8 protein-coding genes are annotated in these 19,541 nt (G+C 74.6%); 3 read left to right on the forward strand and 5 right to left on the reverse strand.

Annotated elements, in window-relative coordinates:
* Positions 1-9 precede the first annotated feature (9 nt).
* Both A6F73_RS17820 and A6F73_RS17825 read left to right on the forward strand, forming a co-directional pair.
* Positions 10-12,411, forward strand: coding sequence for a non-ribosomal peptide synthetase (locus A6F73_RS17820; RefSeq protein WP_063348715.1), 12,402 nt, complete (start codon positions 10-12; stop codon positions 12,409-12,411).
* Positions 12,408-13,691, forward strand: coding sequence for an MFS transporter (locus A6F73_RS17825; protein WP_063348716.1), 1,284 nt, complete (start codon positions 12,408-12,410; stop codon positions 13,689-13,691). The genes A6F73_RS17820 and A6F73_RS17825 overlap by 4 nt, the downstream gene beginning before the upstream one ends.
* Here A6F73_RS17825 and A6F73_RS17830 read toward each other — a convergent pair.
* Positions 13,673-15,016: a histidine kinase gene (locus A6F73_RS17830; protein WP_079135783.1), complete on the reverse strand. Its 1,344-nt coding sequence runs from the start codon at positions 15,014-15,016 to the stop codon at positions 13,673-13,675. The genes A6F73_RS17825 and A6F73_RS17830 overlap by 19 nt on opposite strands.
* Before the next feature lie 34 nt (positions 15,017-15,050).
* Here A6F73_RS17830 and A6F73_RS17835 point away from each other — a divergent pair, with 34 nt between their 5' ends.
* Positions 15,051-15,695 carry a response regulator transcription factor gene (locus A6F73_RS17835; RefSeq protein ID WP_063348718.1) on the forward strand — a complete coding sequence of 215 codons (645 nt, stop codon included), beginning with the start codon at positions 15,051-15,053 and terminating at the stop codon, positions 15,693-15,695.
* Positions 15,696-15,719: 24 nt separating this feature from the next.
* Here A6F73_RS17835 and A6F73_RS17840 read toward each other — a convergent pair whose 3' ends face one another.
* The 4 genes from A6F73_RS17840 to sbnB all read right to left on the reverse strand — a co-directional run bounded on the left by A6F73_RS17840 (position 15,720) and on the right by sbnB (position 19,506).
* A complete protein-coding gene (locus tag A6F73_RS17840; RefSeq protein WP_063348719.1) occupies positions 15,720-16,364 on the reverse strand; it encodes a response regulator transcription factor in 645 nt (214 codons plus the stop codon).
* Positions 16,328-17,647, reverse strand: a complete 1,320-nt coding sequence (locus A6F73_RS17845; RefSeq protein WP_063348720.1) for a histidine kinase — start codon at positions 17,645-17,647, stop codon at positions 16,328-16,330. Before A6F73_RS17845 ends, A6F73_RS17840 begins: the two co-directional genes overlap by 37 nt.
* Before the next feature lie 163 nt (positions 17,648-17,810).
* Positions 17,811-18,299 (reverse strand): MaoC family dehydratase, encoded by a 489-nt coding sequence (locus A6F73_RS17850; protein WP_063348721.1) that lies wholly within the window; start codon positions 18,297-18,299, stop codon positions 17,811-17,813.
* Between the two features lie 175 nt (positions 18,300-18,474).
* On the reverse strand, positions 18,475-19,506 hold the full coding sequence (sbnB, locus tag A6F73_RS17855) for a 2,3-diaminopropionate biosynthesis protein SbnB (protein ID WP_063348722.1): 1,032 nt from the start codon (positions 19,504-19,506) through the stop codon (positions 18,475-18,477).
* Positions 19,507-19,541 lie beyond the last annotated feature (35 nt).

Below are 19,541 nucleotides of genomic sequence, written 5' to 3' on the forward strand. Positions count from 1 at the left end.
AGCATGAGCATGAACGGTCCCACGTCCCGGCCCGACCGACTGTCGGCGCTGCCGCCCGAGCTGCGCGAGAAGCTGCTGCGGCGGCTGGCCGGCCAGGGAGCGGCCCCGGACGCGCCCGGAGCGCCCGCCGCCGCGGCGGACGCCGCGATCGGCGCCGGCCCGCGCCCGGAGGAGGTCCCGCTCTCCTCCGGCCAGCAGCGGCTCTGGTTCCTCAGCAGCCTCGCCCCCGAGGGCAGCGAGTACACCAGCGCCTTCGGCCTGCGGCTGACCGGTCCGCTCGACCGGGACGCGCTGGCCCGGGCGGTGGACCTGGTGGTGGAGCGACACGAGGTGTTGCGCACCAGCTACCGGGTCGAGGGCGACCGGGTGCGCCAGGTCGTCCACCCGGCGGCGTCCGGGGTGCTGCGCCTCGCCGAGCCCGCCGCCGATGCCGGGGAGCCTGATGCCGGGGAGCCCGGTGTTGCGGCCGTCGTACGGGCCGAGCTCGCGACGCCCTTCGACCTCGCGCGGGGTCCGCTGCTGCGTGCCCTGCTGCTGAGGTCCGCGCCGGAGCGGCACGTGCTGCTGATCACCGCCCACCACAGCGTCATCGACGGCTGGTCCTCGGGTGTGCTCTTCGACGAACTCGGCTCGGCGTACGCGGAGTTCGCCGCCGGTCGCACGCCGCGCCCGGAGCCGGTCGCGGTCCAGTACGCGGACTACGCGCTCTGGCAACGCGAGTGGCTGACCGGGCCCGGGGTGAAGGCCGGGCTCGACTACTGGGAGAGCAGGCTGCGCGGCGCCGAGCCGCTCGGCCTGCCCACCGACCGCCCCCGTCCGCCGGTCCGCGGCACGGCCGGCGCCGTGCTGCGGCTGGCTGTGCCCGCCGCGTCGACCGCTCGGCTCAAGGACCTCGCCCGGCGTGAGGGCACCACGCTGTTCCCGGTGCTGCTGGCCGGCTACCAGCTGCTGCTCGCCCGGCTCTCCGGGCAGCCGGACGTCACCGTCGGCACCGTCACCACCGGCCGCGGCCGGCCCGAACTGGAGCGTGCCGTCGGCTTCTACGCCAACACCGTCGCGCTGCGCACCGCGGTGGACGAGGAGGAGCCGTTCGCGGCGCTGCTCGCCCGGGTGCGGGACGGCGTGCTGGACGGCTTCGAGCACGACCAGGTGCCGTTCGAGCGGCTGGTCGAACGGCTGGAGCCGGTCCGGGACCCGAGCCGCACCCCGGTGTTCCAGACCATGATGGTGCTGCAGAACGCGTTCGGAGCCCCGCTCGCTCTGCCCGGGGTGGCCGTCGAGCAGCTGGAGCTGCCGCGCTGGGAGGCCACCGTCGACCTCGGGCTGGAGTTCGAGGAGCGCGACGGCGAGCTGGACTTCGGCCTGTCGTACAGCACCGCGCTGTTCGACGAGCGGACCGTCCGGGCGCTCGGCGAGCGGCTGGTCGCCCTGTTCGAGGCGGTCGGCGAGCAGCCGGACACCCCGCTGCGCGCGTTGCCGCTGGTCTCCGCCGAGGAGGCGGCCGAGCTGCGCCGCGACTGGGATGCGGCGGCCGCCACCGCCGACGACGGCCCCGCCACCCTGGTCCAGGCCTTCGAGCGGCAGGCCGCCGCCACCCCCGGCGCGCCCGCCCTGGTGTTCCGGGACGAGCGGCTCGGCTTCGGCGAACTCAACGGCCGGGCCAACCGGTTGGCGCGCCACCTGCGGGCCCTGGGGATCGGCGCGGAGAGCCTGGTGGCACTGGTGCTGCCGCGCTCGACCGACTTCGTGGTCGCGCTCTGGGCGGTGCTCAAGGCCGGCGCGGTGTACGTGCCGATGAACTCCGAGGAGCCCGCCGAGCGGATCGCCGACCTGCTGCGCGGTATCCGGCCCGCGCTGGTGCTCGGCACCGGGGAGCTGGCCGGCGCGGTGCCCGCCGAACTGCCCCGGCTGCTGCTGGACGAGCCCGCCGTGGTCGCCGCCGTCGCCGCCCGGGACGGGCACGACGAACCCGTGGCCGCCCCGGCCCCCGGGGACGCCGCGTACGTCATCCACACCTCGGGCTCCACCGGCCGGCCCAAGGGCGTGGTGGTCGAACACCGCTCGCTGGCCAACCTGTTCGCCCGCCAGCGGGACGAGCTGTTCCGGCCCGCGGCGGCCCTGCTCGGCCGCCCGCTGCGGGTCGCGCTGACCACGGTGCCGACCTTCGACGCGTCCTGGAACCCACTGATGGCGGTGGCCGACGGCCACACCCTGCACCTGGTGGACAGCGAGACCCGGCTGAACGCCGACGACCTGGTGGCCTACGCGCGGCGCGAGCAGGTGGACCTGTTCCAGCTCACGCCGTCCTTCGCCCGCCCGGTGCTCGACGCCGGCCTGCTCGCCCCCGCCGCGCCGCACCGGCCCGCAGTGCTGGTGCTCGGCGGCGAGGCGGTCGGCGAGGAGCTGTGGCGCGAGCTGGCCGCGACCCCGGGGCTGACCGCCCACAACTTCTACGGGCCGGCCGAGTGCACCGTCGACACCCTCGCCGCCCGGGTGGACACCGCCCGCGCGCCGGAGCTCGGCCTGCCGGTGCGCGGCACCCGGGCCTATGTGCTGGACGCGCACCTGCGCCCCGTCCCGGCCGGCGTGCGCGGCGAGCTCTACCTGGCCGGTCCGCCGGTCGGGCGCGGCTACCTGCACCGGGCCGCACTGACCGCCGAGCGCTTCGTCGCCGACCCGTTCGGCCCCGCGGGCACCCGGATGTACCGCACCGGCGACCTGGTCCGCCGCACGCCGGACGGGCGGCTGGAGTTCGCCGGCCGCGGCGACGACCAGGTCAAGATCAACGGCGTCCGGGTGGAGCCGGGCGAGATCGAGGCGGCGCTGCGCTCCCACCCCGCGGTGGACGACTGCGCGGTGGTGCCCCGGGCCGGCCGGGCCGGCGTTCAGCGGCTGGTGGCCTTCGTGGTGCCGAGCGCCGCGGTGCCGGGCGCGGCCGCGCTCCGCGCCCACCTGCACGGCCTGCTGCCGGACTACCTCGTCCCCGCCGCCTTCGCCTTCCTGACGGCGCTGCCGCGCACCGCCGGCGGCAAGACCGACCGCCGGGCCCTGCCGGAGAGCGCCGTCGAGCCGGAGCCGGCCACCGGCTACGTGCCGCCGCGCACCGAGGTCGAACGGGCTCTGGCCGGGATCTGGGCCGAGCTGCTCGGTGCCGACCTGGTCGGCACCGAGGACAACTTCTTCTCCCTCGGCGGCGACTCCATCCTCAGCATCCAGGCCGTCTCCCGGGCCCGGGCCGCCGGGTTCCTGCTCCAGTCCAGGGACATCCTGGTCAAGCAGACCATCGCCCGGATCGCCCCCGGCGTCACCACCGTGGCCGACACCGCCCAGCAGTACGAGCACCAGGGGCCGGCGCCGCTGGCCCCGATGCAGCACCGGCTGCTGGCCGGTGCGGTCGACATCCCCCGGTTCACCATGTCGCTGCTGCTGGAGCTGGTTCCCGGCACCGACCCGGCCGCACTGGCGCGGGCGCTGGAGGGCCTGGTCGCCCACCACCCGGCGCTGCGCACCCGGTTGCGCCGCGCGGACGGCGGCTGGCTGCAGGAGGTCGCGGCGCACCAGGACGGCCCGCTGCTGAGCCGCCGGGACACCGCCGGCCTGGGCGGGCCGGAGCGCGCGGCGGCGCTGCGCGAGGAGGCGGAGTCGGCCCGTCGCGCCCTCGACCCGGAGCGCGGCCCGGTGCTGCGCGCCGTGCTGTTCGACGAGGGTGCCGGGGCGGGCCCCCGGCTGCTGCTGACGGCGCACCACCTGGTGGTCGACGGCGTCTCCTGGCGCATCCTGCTGGACGACCTCGCGACCGGCTACGAGCAGGCCCGGGCCGGCCGACCGGTCGACCTCGGCACCCCGACCACCCCGTTCGCGGCCTGGTCCGCCAGGCTCGCCGAGTACGTCCGCGACGGTGGCCTGGACGACGAACTCCCGTACTGGCGGCGGATCGCCGAGGAGTCCTTCGAGCTGCCCGCCGACGGTGCGGGGTCCAACACGGCGGCCTCGCTGGAGCGTGCGGACTTCGCCCTCACCGCCGAGGAGACCGAGGCGCTGCTGCGCGACGTCCCGCCGGTCTACCGGACCAGGGTGGACGACGTGCTGCTCACCGCCCTGGCCGGCGCGCTCGCCGAGTGGACCGGCCGCGAGCGGGTGCTGGTCGGCCTGGAGGGGCACGGGCGTGAGGACGTCCTGCCCGGTGCCGACCTCTCCCGCACGGTCGGCTGGTTCACCGCCGTCCACCCGGTCGCGCTGACGGTGGCGGCCGGCGACGGGGTCGCCGCGCGACTGAAGTCGGTGAAGGAGCAACTGCGTGCCGTCCCCGCCAAGGGTTTCGGCCACGGTGCGCTGGCCGCCCACCGGGCGGGCTTCACCCCGGCTGCCGCGCCGGCCGTGACCTTCAACTACCACGGGCAGCTGGACGGCGCGTTCGCCGCCCGCTCCCTCTACCGCGCCCACCTGGGCGACGGCGGGCCGCAGTGGGACGGCGACCACGAGCGGAGCGCGCAGATCGAGGTGGTCGGCGCCGTCTCCGACGGGGTGCTCACGCTGTCCTGGTTCACCTCCCGGGCGCTGCACCGGCCGCAGACCGTCCGGCGGCTCGGCGAGTCGCTGCTGGCGCACCTGCGGGCCGTCATCGCGCACTGCACCGAGCCCGGCGCCGGCGGCCGCACGCCGTCCGACCACCCGTTGGCCCGGCTCGACCAGGCGGCCCTCGACCGGCTGGTCGGCGACGGCCGGGGCGTGGACGACGTCCTGTCGCTCACCCCGTTGCAGGGCGGCATGCTCTTCCACACCCTGACCGACCCGGACGGCGGCGCCTACGTCGACCAGCTGGCCCTGCGGCTGGAGGGAGTGGTCGCCGCCGAGGCGCTGGCCGCGGCCTGGCGCGAGGTGTTCCGGCGCACCGACGTGCTGCGCGCCACCGTCCGCTGGGAGGGCGTGCCCGAGCCGGTCCAGCTGATCCGCTCGGACCTGGAACTGCCGGTCGAGCTGCTCGACTGGCGTGGGGACCCCGACCCCGGCCGGCGGCTGGACGAGCTGGTCCGGGCCGAGCGCGAGCGCGGCATCGACCTGACCGCCGGGCCGCTGATGCGGATCGTCCTGGCCCGGGTCGACGACCGGACCGTCCACCAGCTGTGGACGTTCAGCCACCTGCTGCTGGACGGCTGGAGCACCGCCCAGCTGTTCGAGGAGGTGCTGGAGCACTACGTCGCCGCCGTCGAGGGGCGGGCCGCCCTCCCGGTCAGCCGGCCGCCGTTCCGCGAGTACCTGGAGTGGCTGGCCGGGCAGGACCGCGAGGCCGCCCTGGCGCACTGGCGGCAGGTGCTGGCCGGCTTCGCCGAGCCCACCGCGCTGCCGGTGGACCGCCAGCCCGCCGCCGACCACCGCGCCCGGGCCGCCGGCTCGCACAAGCTCGCCCTGGATCCGGCGGTCACCGGGGTGCTGGCCGACTGGTGCCGGGAGAACCGGATCACCCTCAACACCCTGATGCAGGGCGCCTGGGCGATCCTGCTGTCGCGGCACGCCGGCGAGCCGGACGTGGTTTTCGGTGCCGTCGTCTCCGGGCGCACCCCCGAGGTGCCGGGGATCGAGAGCGGCATCGGCATGTTCGTCAACACCGTCCCGGTCCGGGCCCGGGTGGCCGGACCGGAGGCGGACGGTGACCTCGGGGCCTGGCTGCGCGCCCTGCAGGCGGCGCAGGCGGAGAGCACCGCGCACGACTACCTGGCCCTCTCCGACGTCCGGCGCTGCGCCGAACTGGCCTCCGGGGAGCGGCTGTTCGACAGCGTGGTGGTCTTCGAGAACTACCCGGTCGCCGAGGGCGCCACCGGCCGCGACGGGGTGGGCGTCCAGGTGCTGCGCTCCTCGGACAGCAGCACCGTGCCGCTCACCGTCAGCAGTCACGCCGACACCGCGCTGCGGATCGAACTCACCTACGATCCCGAGCTGTTCGACGCCGCCACCGTGGAGCGGATCGGCGGCCGGCTGCGCACCCTGCTGGAGGGCGTGGCCGCGGACCCGCACCGCGGGCCGACCGCGCTGCCCTGGCTCACGGAGGGGGAGCGGTACACCCTGCTCGCCGAGTGGAACGACACCGCGCGCCCGCGCCGCACCGAGGCGCTGGTCCAGGAGCTGTTCGACGCCCAGGTCGTCGCCCGCCCGGACGAGGTGGCCGTCCTGGAGGCGGACGGCGGCGCTCCGCTGACCTTCCGGGAGCTGGACCGCCGGGCCAACCGGCTCGCCCATCGCTTGGTCGCCGCCGGCGCCCGGCCGGGCGAGCGGGTGGCTCTGCACCTGGAGCGCTCCACCGACATGGTGCTCGCCGTGCTCGCCGTGCTGAAGTCCGGTGCCGCCTACGTGCCGCTGGATCCGGCGTACCCGCGCGAGCGGCTGGAGTTCATGTTGGAGGACGCCGAGCCGGCGGTGGTGCTGAGCCACGCCGCGATCGCCGACCGGCTGCCCGGCCACGGCGGTGCCCTGGTCACCGTCGAGTCCGTCGCCGACACCGGCCCGGACACTCCGCCGGAGGTCGCCGCCGGGCCGGACGACCCGGCGTACGTGGTGTACACCTCCGGCTCCACCGGCCGGCCCAAGGGCGTGGTGGTGACCCACCGGAACCTGCTCCACATCGCCGGCGCCTGGGACGAGCTGTACGACCTGACGGAACGCAGGTTGCGCTTCGTCTCCATCACCAGCCTCTCGGTGGACCTCTTCCTGGCCGACCTGCTCCGCTCGGTCTTCTTCGGCGGCTCGATGCTCGTCGTGCCGACCGACCTGGTCACCGACCCTGCCCGGCTGCTCGCGCTGGTCGAGCGGGTCGGCGGTACCGCGATCGAACTGGTCCCCTCACTTGCCAGGGCACTGGTCGAGGAGGTCGGGGGGCGCGGCGAGCGACTGCCGGCCTTCCAGGTGATGTCGGTCGGCTCGGAGGGCTGGCGCGTCGACGACTGCCGCGAGCTGCTGGAGCACGCCCACCCGGACACCATGGTGGTCAACGCCTACGGGGCGACCGAGGCCACCGTCGACTCCACGGTGTTCGTACCCACCCCCGAGCGGCTGGCCCGCCTCGCCGCCTACGTGCCGGTCGGCAGCCCGATCGGCAACACCCGGGTGTACGTCCTCGACGAGCGGGGCGAGCCGGCGCCGGTCGGCGTGCCCGGCCACATCCACATCGGCGGGGACGGCGTGAGTGCCGGCTACTGGCGGCGTCCCGAGCTGACCGCCGAGCACTTCCTGTCCGACCCGTTCACCCCGGGCGGCCGGCTGTACCGGCCGGGCGACCTGGGCCGCTGGACGGCCGACGGCGTCCTGGAGTTCCTCGGCCGGGCCGACCACCAGGTCAAGATCCGCGGCTTCCGGATCGAGCTCGCCGAGGTCGAGGCGGCGCTCACCGCGCTGGACGACGTGGCCGAGGCGGTCGTGGTGGCCCGCCGAGACCGCGGCCGGGACCGGCTGGTGGCGTACGTGGTGCCCGCCGTGCCCGGCGCCGGGATCGACCCGGCCGGGCTGCGGGCCCGACTGGCCGTCGGCCTCACCGAGGCGATGGTGCCCTCGGCCTTCGTCGGACTGGACCGCGTCCCCCTGCTGCCCAACGGCAAGACCGACCGCCGGGCGCTGCCCGAGCCGCCCGAGGACCTCGCCCTCGGCGGCGAGTACCTGGCCCCCGAGGGCGCGTCGGAAATCCTGCTGGCCGGGATCTGGGCGGAGGTGCTGGGCGTCGAGCGGATCGGGGCCGAGGACAACTTCTTCGAGCTGGGCGGCGATTCGCTGCTGAGCATCCGGGTGGTGTCCCGGCTGCGGCAGCACGTGGCCTCCGGGATCTCCCCGCGCGCCCTGTTCAGCGCGCCGACCGTCCGGTCGCTGGCCGCGCTGCTCGCCGCCGAGCGGGAGGCGCCCGCCGACGCGCTGGCGCCGGTCGGCCGGGAAAGTGCCCCGCCGCTCTCCTTCGGCCAGCAACGGCTCTGGTTCCTCGGGCAGTTCGGCGGGACCGGTGCCGAGTACAACTCACCGTTGGGCCTGCGGGTGCACGGCCCGTTGGACGCCGACGCACTGGAACTGGCGCTGGCCGACCTGGTGGACCGGCACGAGTCGTTGCGCACGCTCTTCGGCCAGGTCGACGGCGAGGGGCGGCAGTTGATCGCTCCGGCCGGGCGGCCCTTCGCGCTGGCCCGCACCGACCTGGCCGGCCACCCCGCGCACGAGCGCGAGGACCGGCTGCGGGAGGCCGTCGGCGCCGACGGCGCCACCCCCTTCGACCTGCGCACCGGTCCGCTGTTCCGGGCCCACCTGGTCCGGCTGGCCGAGGACGAGCACGTGCTGACCCTGGTCCTGCACCACATCGTCACCGATGGCCGCTCGGCCGGCGTGCTGGTCCGCGACCTCGCCGAGCTGTACCGCGTCCGGCGGCACGGCGGTACCGCCGACCTGCCGGAACTCCCCATCCAGTACGCCGACTTCGCGGCCTGGCAGCGTGCCCGTTGGGAGCGCGCGGGGAGCGGCCGGCTCGACTGGTGGCGGGAGCGGCTGGCCGGCCTGGAGCCGCTGGAGCTGCCCACCGACCGGCCCCGGCCGCCGGTGCGCGGCCGCGAGGGGGCGCAGCTGGAGTTCGCCGTGGACGCGGAGACCGCCAAGCGGCTCAAGCGGATCGCCCAGGACCGCGGCGCGACGCTGTTCACCGTGCTGGTCGCGGCGACCCAGCTGCTGCTCGCGCACTGGTCGGGCCAGGACGACATCGCGGTGGGCACCGTCTCGGCCGGTCGCGACCGGCCCGAACTGGAGCAGGTGGTCGGCTTCTTCGTGGACACCCTGGTGCTGCGTTCCGAGGTGGACTGGGAGGAGGGCTTCGACGGCTTCCTCGGCCGGGTGCGGGAGTCCGTCAACGGCGCCTTCGCCCACGCCGACGTGCCCTTCGACCGGCTGGTCGAGGCGCTGCGGCCGGAGCGCGACCCGAGCCGCACCCCGCTGTTCCAGGCCATGGTGGTCCTGCAGGACGCCCCGGGCGGCCCGGTGCGCCTCGACGGCGCCCACACCGAGGAGTTCGGCCTGCCCACCGGCGGCGCCGCGTTCGACCTCACCTTCCAGTTCCAGGAGACCGACCGCGGCCTGGACGCCGCCCTGCAGTACAGCGTCGGCCTGTTCGACCGGAGCACCGCCCGCCGGATGGCCGACGCCCTGGTCCTGCTGCTCGGCGGCATCTCCGAGCGCCCGGGCGACCCGCTGCGCGAACTCCCCTACGTCCCGGCCGAGGAGCTCGTGCCGGAGCCCCGGCGCTGGCACCGGGATCCGGACGGGGAAGCCGGCGTGCTCGCCCACGAGCTGGTGGGCCGGCGGGCCGAGGAGCGCCCGCACGCGGTGGCCGTGGTCGCCGACGACGGCACCGAGGTTTCGTACGGCGAACTCGACGCCCGGGCCGGGGGCCTGGCCCGCCGCCTGGTCGCCGGGGGCGTCACCCCGGACACCCTGGTCGGCGTGTTCGCCGACCGCGGGGTGGAGATGGTGGTGGCGGCGCTCGCGGTGCTCAAGGCCGGCGGCGGCTACGTGCCGTTGGACCCGCAGTACCCGGCCGACCGGATCGGCGCGATGATCAGCGGCACCGCGGTCCCGCTGCTGCTCACCCAGGCGCACCTGGCAGAGCGGCTCCCCGAGGGGCCGTTCACCGTCCTGCGGATGGACGGGTCGGACGGGTCGGACGGGTCGGACGGGTCGGACGGCGAGGTGGCCCCGGCCGGCCCCGCGCTGCCCGGCGAGCCGGGCTCCCCGTACCGGGTGGAGGCCGACCACGTCGCCTACGTGGTGCACACCTCCGGTTCCACCGGCCGCCCCAAGGCCGTGGTGATCAGCCACGGCGCGATCGCCCGGACCGCCCGGGTGCTGCGCGAGGCCTGGGACATCACCGCCGACAGCCGGGTGCTGCAGTACGCGCCGGCCAGCTTCGACGGCGGGGTGTGCGACCTGTTCTGCACCCTCACCGCAGGCGGCGCGCTCTGCCTCACCAGCCCGCGCCCCGCGCCCGACCCGGCCGGGGAGATCATCCGGACCGGCGCCACCGTGGCGGTGCTGCCCCCGGCGCTGCTGGCGGTGATGGACGCCGAGCGGCTGCGCGGCCGGCTGCCCACCGTCGCCGCCGCCGGCGACGTCTGCCCGCCCGACCTGGTGCGCACCTGGTCACAGGGCCGGGAGTTCTTCAACGTGTACGGGCCGAGCGAGGCCACGCTGGTCTCCACCCTGTGGAGTCCGGGCGAGCTGCCCGCGGGCGCCCCCGTGCCGGTCGGCACCGAGCTCAACGGCGTCGGCCTGCACATCCTCGACCGCCACCTGCGGCCGGTGCCGGACGGCGTGCCCGGCGAGCTCTACATCGACGGCCCCGGGCTCGGCCGCGGCTACGCCGGACAGCCCGGCCTGACCGCCGGGCGGTTCGTCGCCAACCCGTTCGGCGGGCCCGGGAGCCGGATGTACCGCACCGGCGACCTGGTCCGCCGGGTGGCCGGCGGCGAGCTGGAGTTCGTCAGCCGCACCGACACGCAGTTCAAGGTTCGTGGCCACCGGGTCGAGCCCTCCGAGATCGAGGCCGTGCTGCTGCGCGAGCCCGGCGTCGGGGACGCCGCCGTGGTGGTCTTCAAGCCGGAGGGCGGCCGCGAGCTGCTGGCCGCGTACGTGGCCCCGGGCGCCCGGTCGGGCGCCTCCGAGCTCTCGCCCGCGGTGCTCAGGGACGCGGTGGCCCGCGCCCTGCCCGGCTACATGGTGCCGGCCGCCGTCCAGGTGCTCGACCAGCTCCCGGTCGGCACCAACGGGAAGGTGGACCGGCGCAGGCTCCCGGCGCCGACCGGACCGGACACCGCCGTGGCGGCCCGGGTGGCGCCGCGCGACCGGAAGGAGGAACTGCTCGCCCGGATCTGGGCACAGACGCTCGGCATCGAGCGGGTCGGCGTCGAAGACAGCTTCTTCGACCTCGGCGGCGACTCCATCCTCAGCATCCAGGTGGTCGCCCGGGCCCGCCGGGCCGGGCTGCGGCTGGACGCCCAGGACGTCTTCCTGCACCAGACCGTGGCCGGACTCGCCGCCGTCGCCACCGAGATCGGCGAGGGCGCGGCCGAGGGCCGGCCGCCGGCCGTCGGGCCCGTCCCGCTGACCCCGGTGCAGCGCTGGTTCTTCGACACCCACGACCACCCGCACCACTTCAACCAGTCGGTGCTGCTGGAGCTCGGCGCGCCGGCCGACCGCGCGGCGCTCACCGCCGCGCTGGAGAGCCTGGTCGAGCACCACGACGCGCTGCGGATGCGTTACACCCGCACCGTCGACGGCTGGGCCCAGGAGAACCCGCCCTACCGGGCCGGCGAGCCGCTGCTGCGGGTGGTGGACACCTCCGCCACCCCCGACGGCGAACTGGGCGCGCTGCTGGACCGGGAGGCCCGCGCCACCCAGGCCGGATTCGACCTGGACCGCGGCCCGCTGCTCGCCGCCGTCCTCTTCGAGTCCGGTGGACGCCGCCGCGACCGACTGTTCCTGACGGTCCACCACCTGGTGGTCGACACCGTGTCCTGGAACATCCTGCTGGACGACCTGGACGCGGCCCACACCCAGGCGGCGGCCGGGCGGCCGGTCGACCTCGGCCCGCGGAGCACCACCTTCCAGGAGTGGTCCGCCCGCCTGGTCGAGCACGTGCGCTCCGGCGCGCTGGACCACGAGCTCGACCACTGGAACGGGGTCGGCGCCGCCCGGCCGGTGCCCCGCGACCTCGACGGCGTCGCCACCGTGGGCGGCGGCCGGGAGGTGCGGGTGCGGCTCGGCGCAGAAGACTCGGCCCAGCTGGCCGAGCACGCGCCGACCGTCTACCGCACCAGGGTCGAGGAGATCGCGCTCGCCGCGCTCGCCCGGGTGCTGGCCCGCTGGACCGGCGAGGACGAGGTCACCGTCGACCTGGAGGGCCACGGCCGCGAGCGGCTGCTCGACGACGTCGACCTGTCCCGGACGGTCGGCTGGTTCACCGCGGTGCACCCCGTCCGCCTCACCGTCCCCGAGGGCGACGACTGGCGGGCCCTCACCCGCATCGTGCGGCGGCAGCTGTGTGCTGTCCCCGGCAAGGGCCTGGGCCACGGCCCGCTGCGCCACCTGCACCCGGACACCGTGCTCACCGGGCCGGACCCGGACGTGGTGTTCAACTTCCTCGGCCGGCACCGCAGCGACGGCGGGCCCGGCAGCGGGCTCGTGCACACCGTGCACGGCGCGATCGGCCAGGACCTCGGCCCGGACGACCGGATGGAGCACGTGTTGGAGATCGTCGGCGGGATCCACGACGGACGGTTGGAGTTCACCTGGTACTACTCCCCGGCGGTCCACCACCACGGGACGGTGGAGCGGCTGGCCGCGGAGTTCGCCGACGTGCTGCGCGCGATCGCCGACGAGTGCCGGGAGGTGCGGGGATGAGTGAGCTCGCACCCGCCGCCGACCGCCCGGTGGCCGTCACGGAACCGGAGCTCCCGCTCCGCCGCAACCGGGTCTACCACCTGCTGTGGATCGGCACCACGGCCTCCGAGACCGGTCTCAACGTCTCCACCATCGCCTTCCCGCTGCTCGCCCTCGCCACGACCGGCTCCCCCGGGGTGGCCGGCGCGGTGAGCGCGGTCAACGCGGTGGCCCAGGTGGCCGTCGGGCTGCCGGCCGGTGCGCTGGTGGACCGCTGGGACCGCAAGAAGATCATGGTGGTCTGCGTGCTGGCCCGGGCGGTGATGCTCGGCCTGCTCGCGCTCGCCGCCGCCACCGGGCACGTCACCACCTGGCTGCTGCTGCTCACCGCGGCCGTCGCCGGGGCGGCCACCAGCCTGTTCGACCCGGCCGAGCGGGCCTCGCTGCCACTGGTGGTGACCCGCGAGCAACTGCCCACGGCGCTCTCGGTGAACACCGCGCGGATGCACCTCGGGCAGCTGGTCGGCACCTCGGGCGGCGGGTTCCTGTTCGGCCTGGGGCGGGCCGTTCCGTTCCTCGCCGACGCCGTCGCCCACCTGGTGGCCTTCGTGACGCTGCTGTTCGTCCGGCTGCCGAAGCAGGAGCGCAAGCCCTCCCCGATCTCGACCATCCCGCGTGACATCGTGGCCGGCTTCGCCTTCCTGGTGCGCCAGCCGTTCATGCGCTCGACCACCCTGCTGCTGCTCGGCCTCAACCTGCTGTTCCAGGCGCTCTACCTGGTCGTCATCGTGGCCGCCGAGCAGAACGGGGCCTCGCCGGGGAAGGTCGGCACGATGGCCGCGATGTTCGGTGTCGGCGGCCTGATCGGCGCGCTCGCGGCGCCGCGGATCTCCCGCTCGATCACGCCCTACCAGGCCGTGGTCGGGATCATCTGGCTGCTCGCGGTGCTCGTCCCGCTGATGTCCGTCACCAGCGGCGCGCTGGTCTGGGGCGGCTTCCTGGCCGCCATGGCCTTCCTCGCGCCGACCGCGTACACCGTCGTCGGTACGCAGCAGATCCTGCTCACCCCGGACGGCATGCGCGGCCGGCTGAGTTCGGCGACCAACCTGTTCAACGGCGGCGCGCAGGCCGGCGGCGCGGCCCTGGGAGGGCTGCTCTCGCAGTGGCTGAGCGGCACCCAGGCGATGCTCGGCTGCGCCGTCGGCCTGGCGATGCTCGGGCTGGCCGGCGCGGCGGCGGGTTCGCTGCGGCTGCCGTCCTCCGATCAGGTGAGGGACGTCGATCAATCCGGAGAGGACTGATCGCCCGGACGGGTGAGAGCGCCCCGAGCGTGCCCGGCCGGGGCGCCCGCCCCGTCGCCGATGTCGCGGGCGGCCGGGATGCCGTCCAGCGGCAGGACGACGGCGACCTGCCAGCCGCCGTTCGCGCAGGCCCCGGCGGTCAGCTCGCCGCCCAGCCCCGCGACCCGCCGACGCAGCTCCCGGATGCCGGTGCCGCCGCCCTCGCGGTCGACCGCCGCCGCGGCGTCCGCCCGGGCGCCGGCCGGAACCGGCTCGTTGTGGATCAGGACCCGCAGGGCGCCGCCGTCGGCCACCCGCTCGGCGGTGACCGTCACCCTGGGCGAGGCGGGGGCGTGTCGGCGGACGTTGGTGAGCGCCTCCATCACCACCCGGTAGCCGACGGCGTCGACCAGCTCCGGCAGGCCGTCCACGGCGCCGGGGGAGAGTTCGAGCCGGGCCGGGATCAGCCCGGTGTGCTCGAACCGGTTCATCAGGTCCGGCAGTTCGTCCAGCGAGTGGGGCCGGGCCGCCGTGCTTTCCTCGGGATCGTCCGCCGCCGTCCCGTCCCCGTCCCGGCCCGGCCGGCGGTCCTCTTCCAGCTCGCTGAGGATCCGGATCGTCCGGTCCATCGACTTCAGCGCCTGGATGCCGGCGTTCTCGATCTGCGGGAGCAGCGCCAGCGCCTTCTCCGGCGACACCTTGGCCAGCATCTGGGCCGCCTGCGCCAGCACCATCACCCCGGTCACGTCGTGCGCGGCGAAGTCGTGCAGATCCCGGGCGACGTGCAGCCGTTGGGCGCGCCGCTCCTCCGTGACCGCCAGCCTGCGCCGGCTGTCCAGTGAGCGCAGGTAGCAGGACGCCCCCACCGCGGCCACCGCGGCCAGGCCCCAGACCACGCAGAGCCCGATGGTCTCGCGCGGCCCGGCCGGCGGGTCGAGGGTCAGCGCGATCCGCAGCGGCAGCAGGGTCGCGGTCACCAGCAGGAGCAGCCCCAGCAGGGCGGCGACCGCCGGAGCGGACCCGCGCACCGCGGGCATGACGGTGACCAGCAGAGCGACCGACTCGACCAGGATCCAGAGCCCCGAGGTGTTGTCGGCGGGGCCCTCGTAGCGGAACGTCGCGTACAGCGAGATCGCGCAGGCCGCCGGGACGGTCACCAGGTTCCGGGTCCGTGGTCGCCCCGGCAGCCACACGATCAGGACCGCGGCGGCCAGCACCGCCACCGTCGTCGAGCCCCGGATCAGTACCGAAACCGGTGAACCCGCCCACACCGCAACCGAGATGGCGACCGCCGCGAGTAACGCCGTGCCAACTGGGCGTCCGATCCTGGCCAGTTGATTTGTCATGTGCTCGGATGCTACCCCGTGCGAGGATCAGCCTATGACGACACGCATCGTGATCGCTGACGACCAGGCAACCGTGCGGGAAGGCTTTCGACACATCCTCGACCTGCAACCGGACATGGAGGTGCTCGCGGTCGCGGGCGACGGTGACGAGGCGCTCGAGATCGCGCGGACGCTGCGGCCGGACGTCCTGCTCGCCGACATCCGGATGCCGCGGATGGACGGGCTGGAGCTGACCCGCCGGCTGGCCGAGGAGAGCCCGGGCGTACGGGTCGTCATCGTCACCACCTTCGACCTCGACGAGTACGTCCACTCGGCACTGAAGGCGGGCGCGTACGGCTTCCTGCTGAAGCGTTCCGGTGCGCCGCTGCTGATCGAGGCGGTGCGCGCCGCCGTCGAGGGCGACTCGCTGATCAGCCCGCAGATCACCACCCGGCTGCTGCGGAGCCTGGCCGGCCCGAAGCAGAAGAAGGCGCCCAAGGTCGAGCAGTTGACGCCGCGTGAGCTTGAGGTCGCGCGGCTGGTCGCGGACGGCCTGACCAACGCCGACATCGCGGAGGCGCTGTTCATCTCGGCCGGCACGGTGAAGACCCACATGGCCCACGTGCAGCGGAAGTTGAAGGTGAACAACCGGGTCGGCATCGCGGCCTGGGTCTGGGACTCGGGCGCCCGCCACGGCTGACGGCCTGCTCGCCGTGGACGGACGTCACTGGTCGAGGTAGGCGAGGACGGCGAGGACGCGGCGGTTGTCGCCGTCGGTGGGGAGGAGGCCGAGCTTGGTGAAGATGTTGCTGATGTGCTTGGCGACGGCCTTCTCGGTGATGAAGAGGCCCTGGGCGATGCCGGCGTTGGAGCGGCCCTGGGCGAGCCATTCGAGGACTTCGCGTTCGCGGTCGGTGAGGCTGCCGACGTTCTCGTCGCGTTCCTTGCGGACGAGGAGCTGGGAGATGACGTCGGGGTCCATCGCGGTGCCGCCGTCGGCGACGCGGCGGATCGAGTCGAGGAACTGGGAGCCGTTGGTGACGCGGTCCTTGAGCATGTAGCCGACGCCGCGGCCGCCGCTGGCGAGGAGTTCGCGGGCGTAGAGCGGTTCGACGTACTGGGAGAGGAGCAGGACCGGGAGGTCGGGCATGGTGCGGCGGGCGGTGAGGACGGCGCGCAGGCCCTCGTCGGTGAAGTTCGGCGGAAGCCGGACGTCGACGACCGCGACGTCCGGCTGCTGCTCGGTGAGGGCTGCGAGGAGGTCGGCACCGTTGTCGACGGCGGCCACCACCTCGTGTCCGTAGGCCTGGAGGAGGCGGATCAGGCCGTCCCTCAGGAGGAAGTGGTCTTCGGCGAGGACAATACGCACGGAAGCTCCATCGTCACCATGGTCGGGCCGTTGACGGGGCTGTTCACGGCCAGGACCCCGTCGAACGTGCTGAGTCGTCGCTCGATGCCGCGCAGGCCGGTGCCCCGGGTGGCGTCGGCGCCGCCGCGGCCGCTGTCGGTCACGGTGATGCGCAGCATGCCGTGATCGTAACGGATGTCGATCCAGGCCCGGTCGGCGCCGGAGTGCTTGGCGACGTTGGTGAGGATCTCCGAGATCGCGAAGTAGGCGGCGGACTCGACGGGCATCTCGGGGCGGCCGGGGAGGTCCACGACGACCTCGGTGGGGACCGGGCAGACCATGGCCAGCGCCCGCACCGCGTCGGCGAGTCCGCGGTCGGCGAGGACCGGCGGGTGGATGCCGCGGACCAGGTTGCGGATCTCCTCCAGGGCCTTGGAGGAGGACTGGCGGGCCTCGATGAGCAGCGCCCGGACGGCCTCGGGGTTGGTCTCCAGCAGGTGTTCGGCGGCGTCCAGGGTCATGCCCATCGCGACCAGGCGGGCCTGGGCGCCGTCGTGCAGGTCGCGTTCGATCCGTCGGATCTCGGCCATCTGGGTGTCGACGGCGGTGCTGCGGGTGGTGGTGAGGTGCTGGATCCGGCTGGCCATCAGTTCCTGCTCGCTGGGGGCGAGCATGGAGTGGGTGTACAGGGCGTGCTTGCGGACGGCGCGGGGGGCCATCCACAGGGCCAGCGGCAGTTGCAGGACGCCGAGGACGCCGGCCAGCACCGCGGTGGCCTGGCCGTCGATCGGGATGAACTGGTACCAGAGGCCGTCCCACTGGGTCGACAGCGGGACGCCGAAGAAGGCCAGGAAGATGCCCCAGAAGCCGCTGAGCAGGACGGCGATCGGCATGAAGGCGAGGAAGCCGCCGGCGATCGGGTCGGTGAGCACCCAGGTGAACTCCCGCTTGGTCTGCGGGTCGCTCATGATCCAGCGGTAGCGGGCGACGGCTCCCGAGGCGCCCTCGGGGGCGGCCGGCAGGCCGCTGGGCGGGCCGGGGATCTGCACGCCGGACCAGCGCTCGGACAGGCCGCGCTGGCGGGCGGCCAGCGCCCGGACGCGCTCCATGGCCCGCGGCACCAGGCCGAGGCCGGGGCCGACGAGGGAGATCGCGCCGGTGACCCCGAGCGAGCGCCCGAAGGCCGCGACGGACATCCAGCAGAGGGCCAGTGCCCGCCGCAGCCCGGTGAATCCGGCGGGGACGGAGAATCCCCTGATCTCGACCGCCGAGGGGCTTCCCCCGAGCTTCATCGTGCGGTCCATGACCCGCTCCTCTCTGTGCCGTTCGCTGTGCCGCGGCCGTGGTGGCCGTGTGACCATTCTGGCGGGGACGGCGTGCCGGAATCGGTAGTAATAACCCCCCTCTTGCACGACCGGAGGGGGAGGTTCTTCTACCTGGCGGCGGCGGTGACGTCGGCGGGTGGGCTCAGAAGCCGTCCGAGCCGCCCTCGGCGGTGTCGGGGGCGGCGACGAAGAGGGACAGGGTGTCCGCCACGCAGGCCGCGTGCTGCTGGCCCTCGACCTCCACCGTCATCCGGACCGCGGCCAGGTGGCCCATCGGGGTCTCGCGGACGCTGGTGACCTTGGCGCCGCCGCGGACCCGGGCGCCGACCGGGATCGGGCGGGGGAAGCGGACCTTGTCCAGGCCGAAGTTGACGCCCAGTTTGACGTTGTGGATCTCGAAGATCGCGCGCATCATCGCGGGCAGCAGGCCGAGCGTCATGTAGCCGTGGACGATGGTCCCGCCGAACGGGCCGGTGGCGGCGCGCTCCGGGTCCACGTGGATCCACTGGAGGTCGCCGGTGGCGTCGGCGAACTGGTCGACGCTGTGCTGGGTGACGTCGAGCCATTCGCTGTAGCCGAGGTGCTCCCCGGTCGCCCCGGTGAATTCGGCCAGGTTGGCAAAGGATCTCATGCGGGTGATTCTGGGCGGCCGTCCATGGCGCGGACAAGGCGTCGGGGGGCCGTGGGGCCGTTCGGTCAGCGTGCCGTCAGTTGGCCGTCAGCGGAGGGGGCGGGGCGGCGGGAAAGGCCGGAGGCCCGCCGGCGCCGGGAGCGCGGGCGGGCCTCTGGGGTAGGGCGGGGAGGGCTCAGCCGTAGCGCTTGAGCTCGTGGAAGAAGTCCGGGACGGTGTGCAGCTGCCCGGCCGCGAGGACGCGGTCGTAGACGTGCTTGGCGACGGCCATGTCGAGCACGCCGAGGCCGAACGGGGAGAAGACCACCGGCCGGTCGGACGGCGGGGTGATCGTGCCGGTGAGCACGTCGTAGAGCGTGCCGGCGACGAACTCGCGGTGGCCGACGCGCTGTTCGGCCAGGTGCGGCGAGGTGCCGGCCTTCATGCAGTGCTCGATGTCGTCGACGACGTTCCACGAGTCGAGGACGATCTCGGGGGAGAGGTCGCGCAGCGAGACGTGCAGCACCAGCGGGTTGTGCGAGAACCACTGCGGGTCCGTCACGTGCGGCTCGCCGGCGATGGTGGCGAAGACCACCAGGTCGCTGGAGCGGATCAGGTCCTCGGCCTTGTCGTGGACGGTGACCTCCACGCCCTCGCCCTCGGCCCGGCGCAGGTAGTCGGAGAAGCCCTCGGCGTGCTCGGCGGACAGGTCGTGGACGCCGGCCGCGGTGAAGTCGAAGCCGTTGGCGGCGAGGTAGGTGTGCACGTAGCGGGCGATCAGGCCGACGCCGAAGAAGCCGACCCGGGTCGGGCGCTCGCCGCGGGCGTCGGCGAGCCGGGCCGCCGCGAGGGCCGCGGAGGCGGCGGTGCGCGCCGCGCTGATGATCGAGCTCTCCAGGCAGGCGAACGGGTAGCCGGTCTCGGCGTCGTTGAGGATCAGGACGGCCGAGGCGCGCGGGAGGCCAGCCGCCACGTTGTCCGGGAAGCTGGAGATCCACTTGATGCCGTGCACGCCGACCTCGCCCTTGACCGAGGCCGGCAGCGCGATGATCCGGGAGGACGGGCGGTCGGGGAAGCGCAGGAAGTACGAGTCCGGGTTGACCGTCTGCCCCTCGCCGTGCAGCCGGTACGCGGCCTCGACCGTGGCGACGACCTCGTCCTCGTGCCCGTTGAGGGCCTCGTGCACCTGGGCGCCGGAGACCACGGCGAAGGGAGGTACCTGATTCATGGGAACAGTGCTCCTGGTCGGAGGGGTGCGGATCG

The sequence above is a fragment of the Streptomyces sp. MJM8645 genome, from assembly GCF_001625365.1.
In the GTDB taxonomy this organism is placed as follows: Bacteria; Actinomycetota; Actinomycetes; order Streptomycetales; family Streptomycetaceae; genus Kitasatospora.

Excerpts from the sequence above, each read along its gene's own strand:
- A6F73_RS17830 (WP_079135783.1), bottom strand. The coding sequence starts at position 15,016 with ATGACAAATCAACTGGCCAGGATCGGACGCCCAGTTGGCACGGCGTTA.
- A6F73_RS17850 (WP_063348721.1), bottom strand. The coding sequence starts at position 18,299 with ATGAGATCCTTTGCCAACCTGGCCGAATTCACCGGGGCGACCGGGGAG.
- sbnB (WP_063348722.1), bottom strand. The coding sequence starts at position 19,506 with ATGAATCAGGTACCTCCCTTCGCCGTGGTCTCCGGCGCCCAGGTGCAC.
- A6F73_RS17825 (WP_063348716.1), top strand. The coding sequence starts at position 12,408 with ATGAGTGAGCTCGCACCCGCCGCCGACCGCCCGGTGGCCGTCACGGAA.
- A6F73_RS17835 (WP_063348718.1), top strand. The coding sequence starts at position 15,051 with ATGACGACACGCATCGTGATCGCTGACGACCAGGCAACCGTGCGGGAA.
- A6F73_RS17820 (WP_063348715.1), top strand. The coding sequence starts at position 10 with ATGAACGGTCCCACGTCCCGGCCCGACCGACTGTCGGCGCTGCCGCCC.
- A6F73_RS17845 (WP_063348720.1), bottom strand. The coding sequence starts at position 17,647 with ATGGACCGCACGATGAAGCTCGGGGGAAGCCCCTCGGCGGTCGAGATC.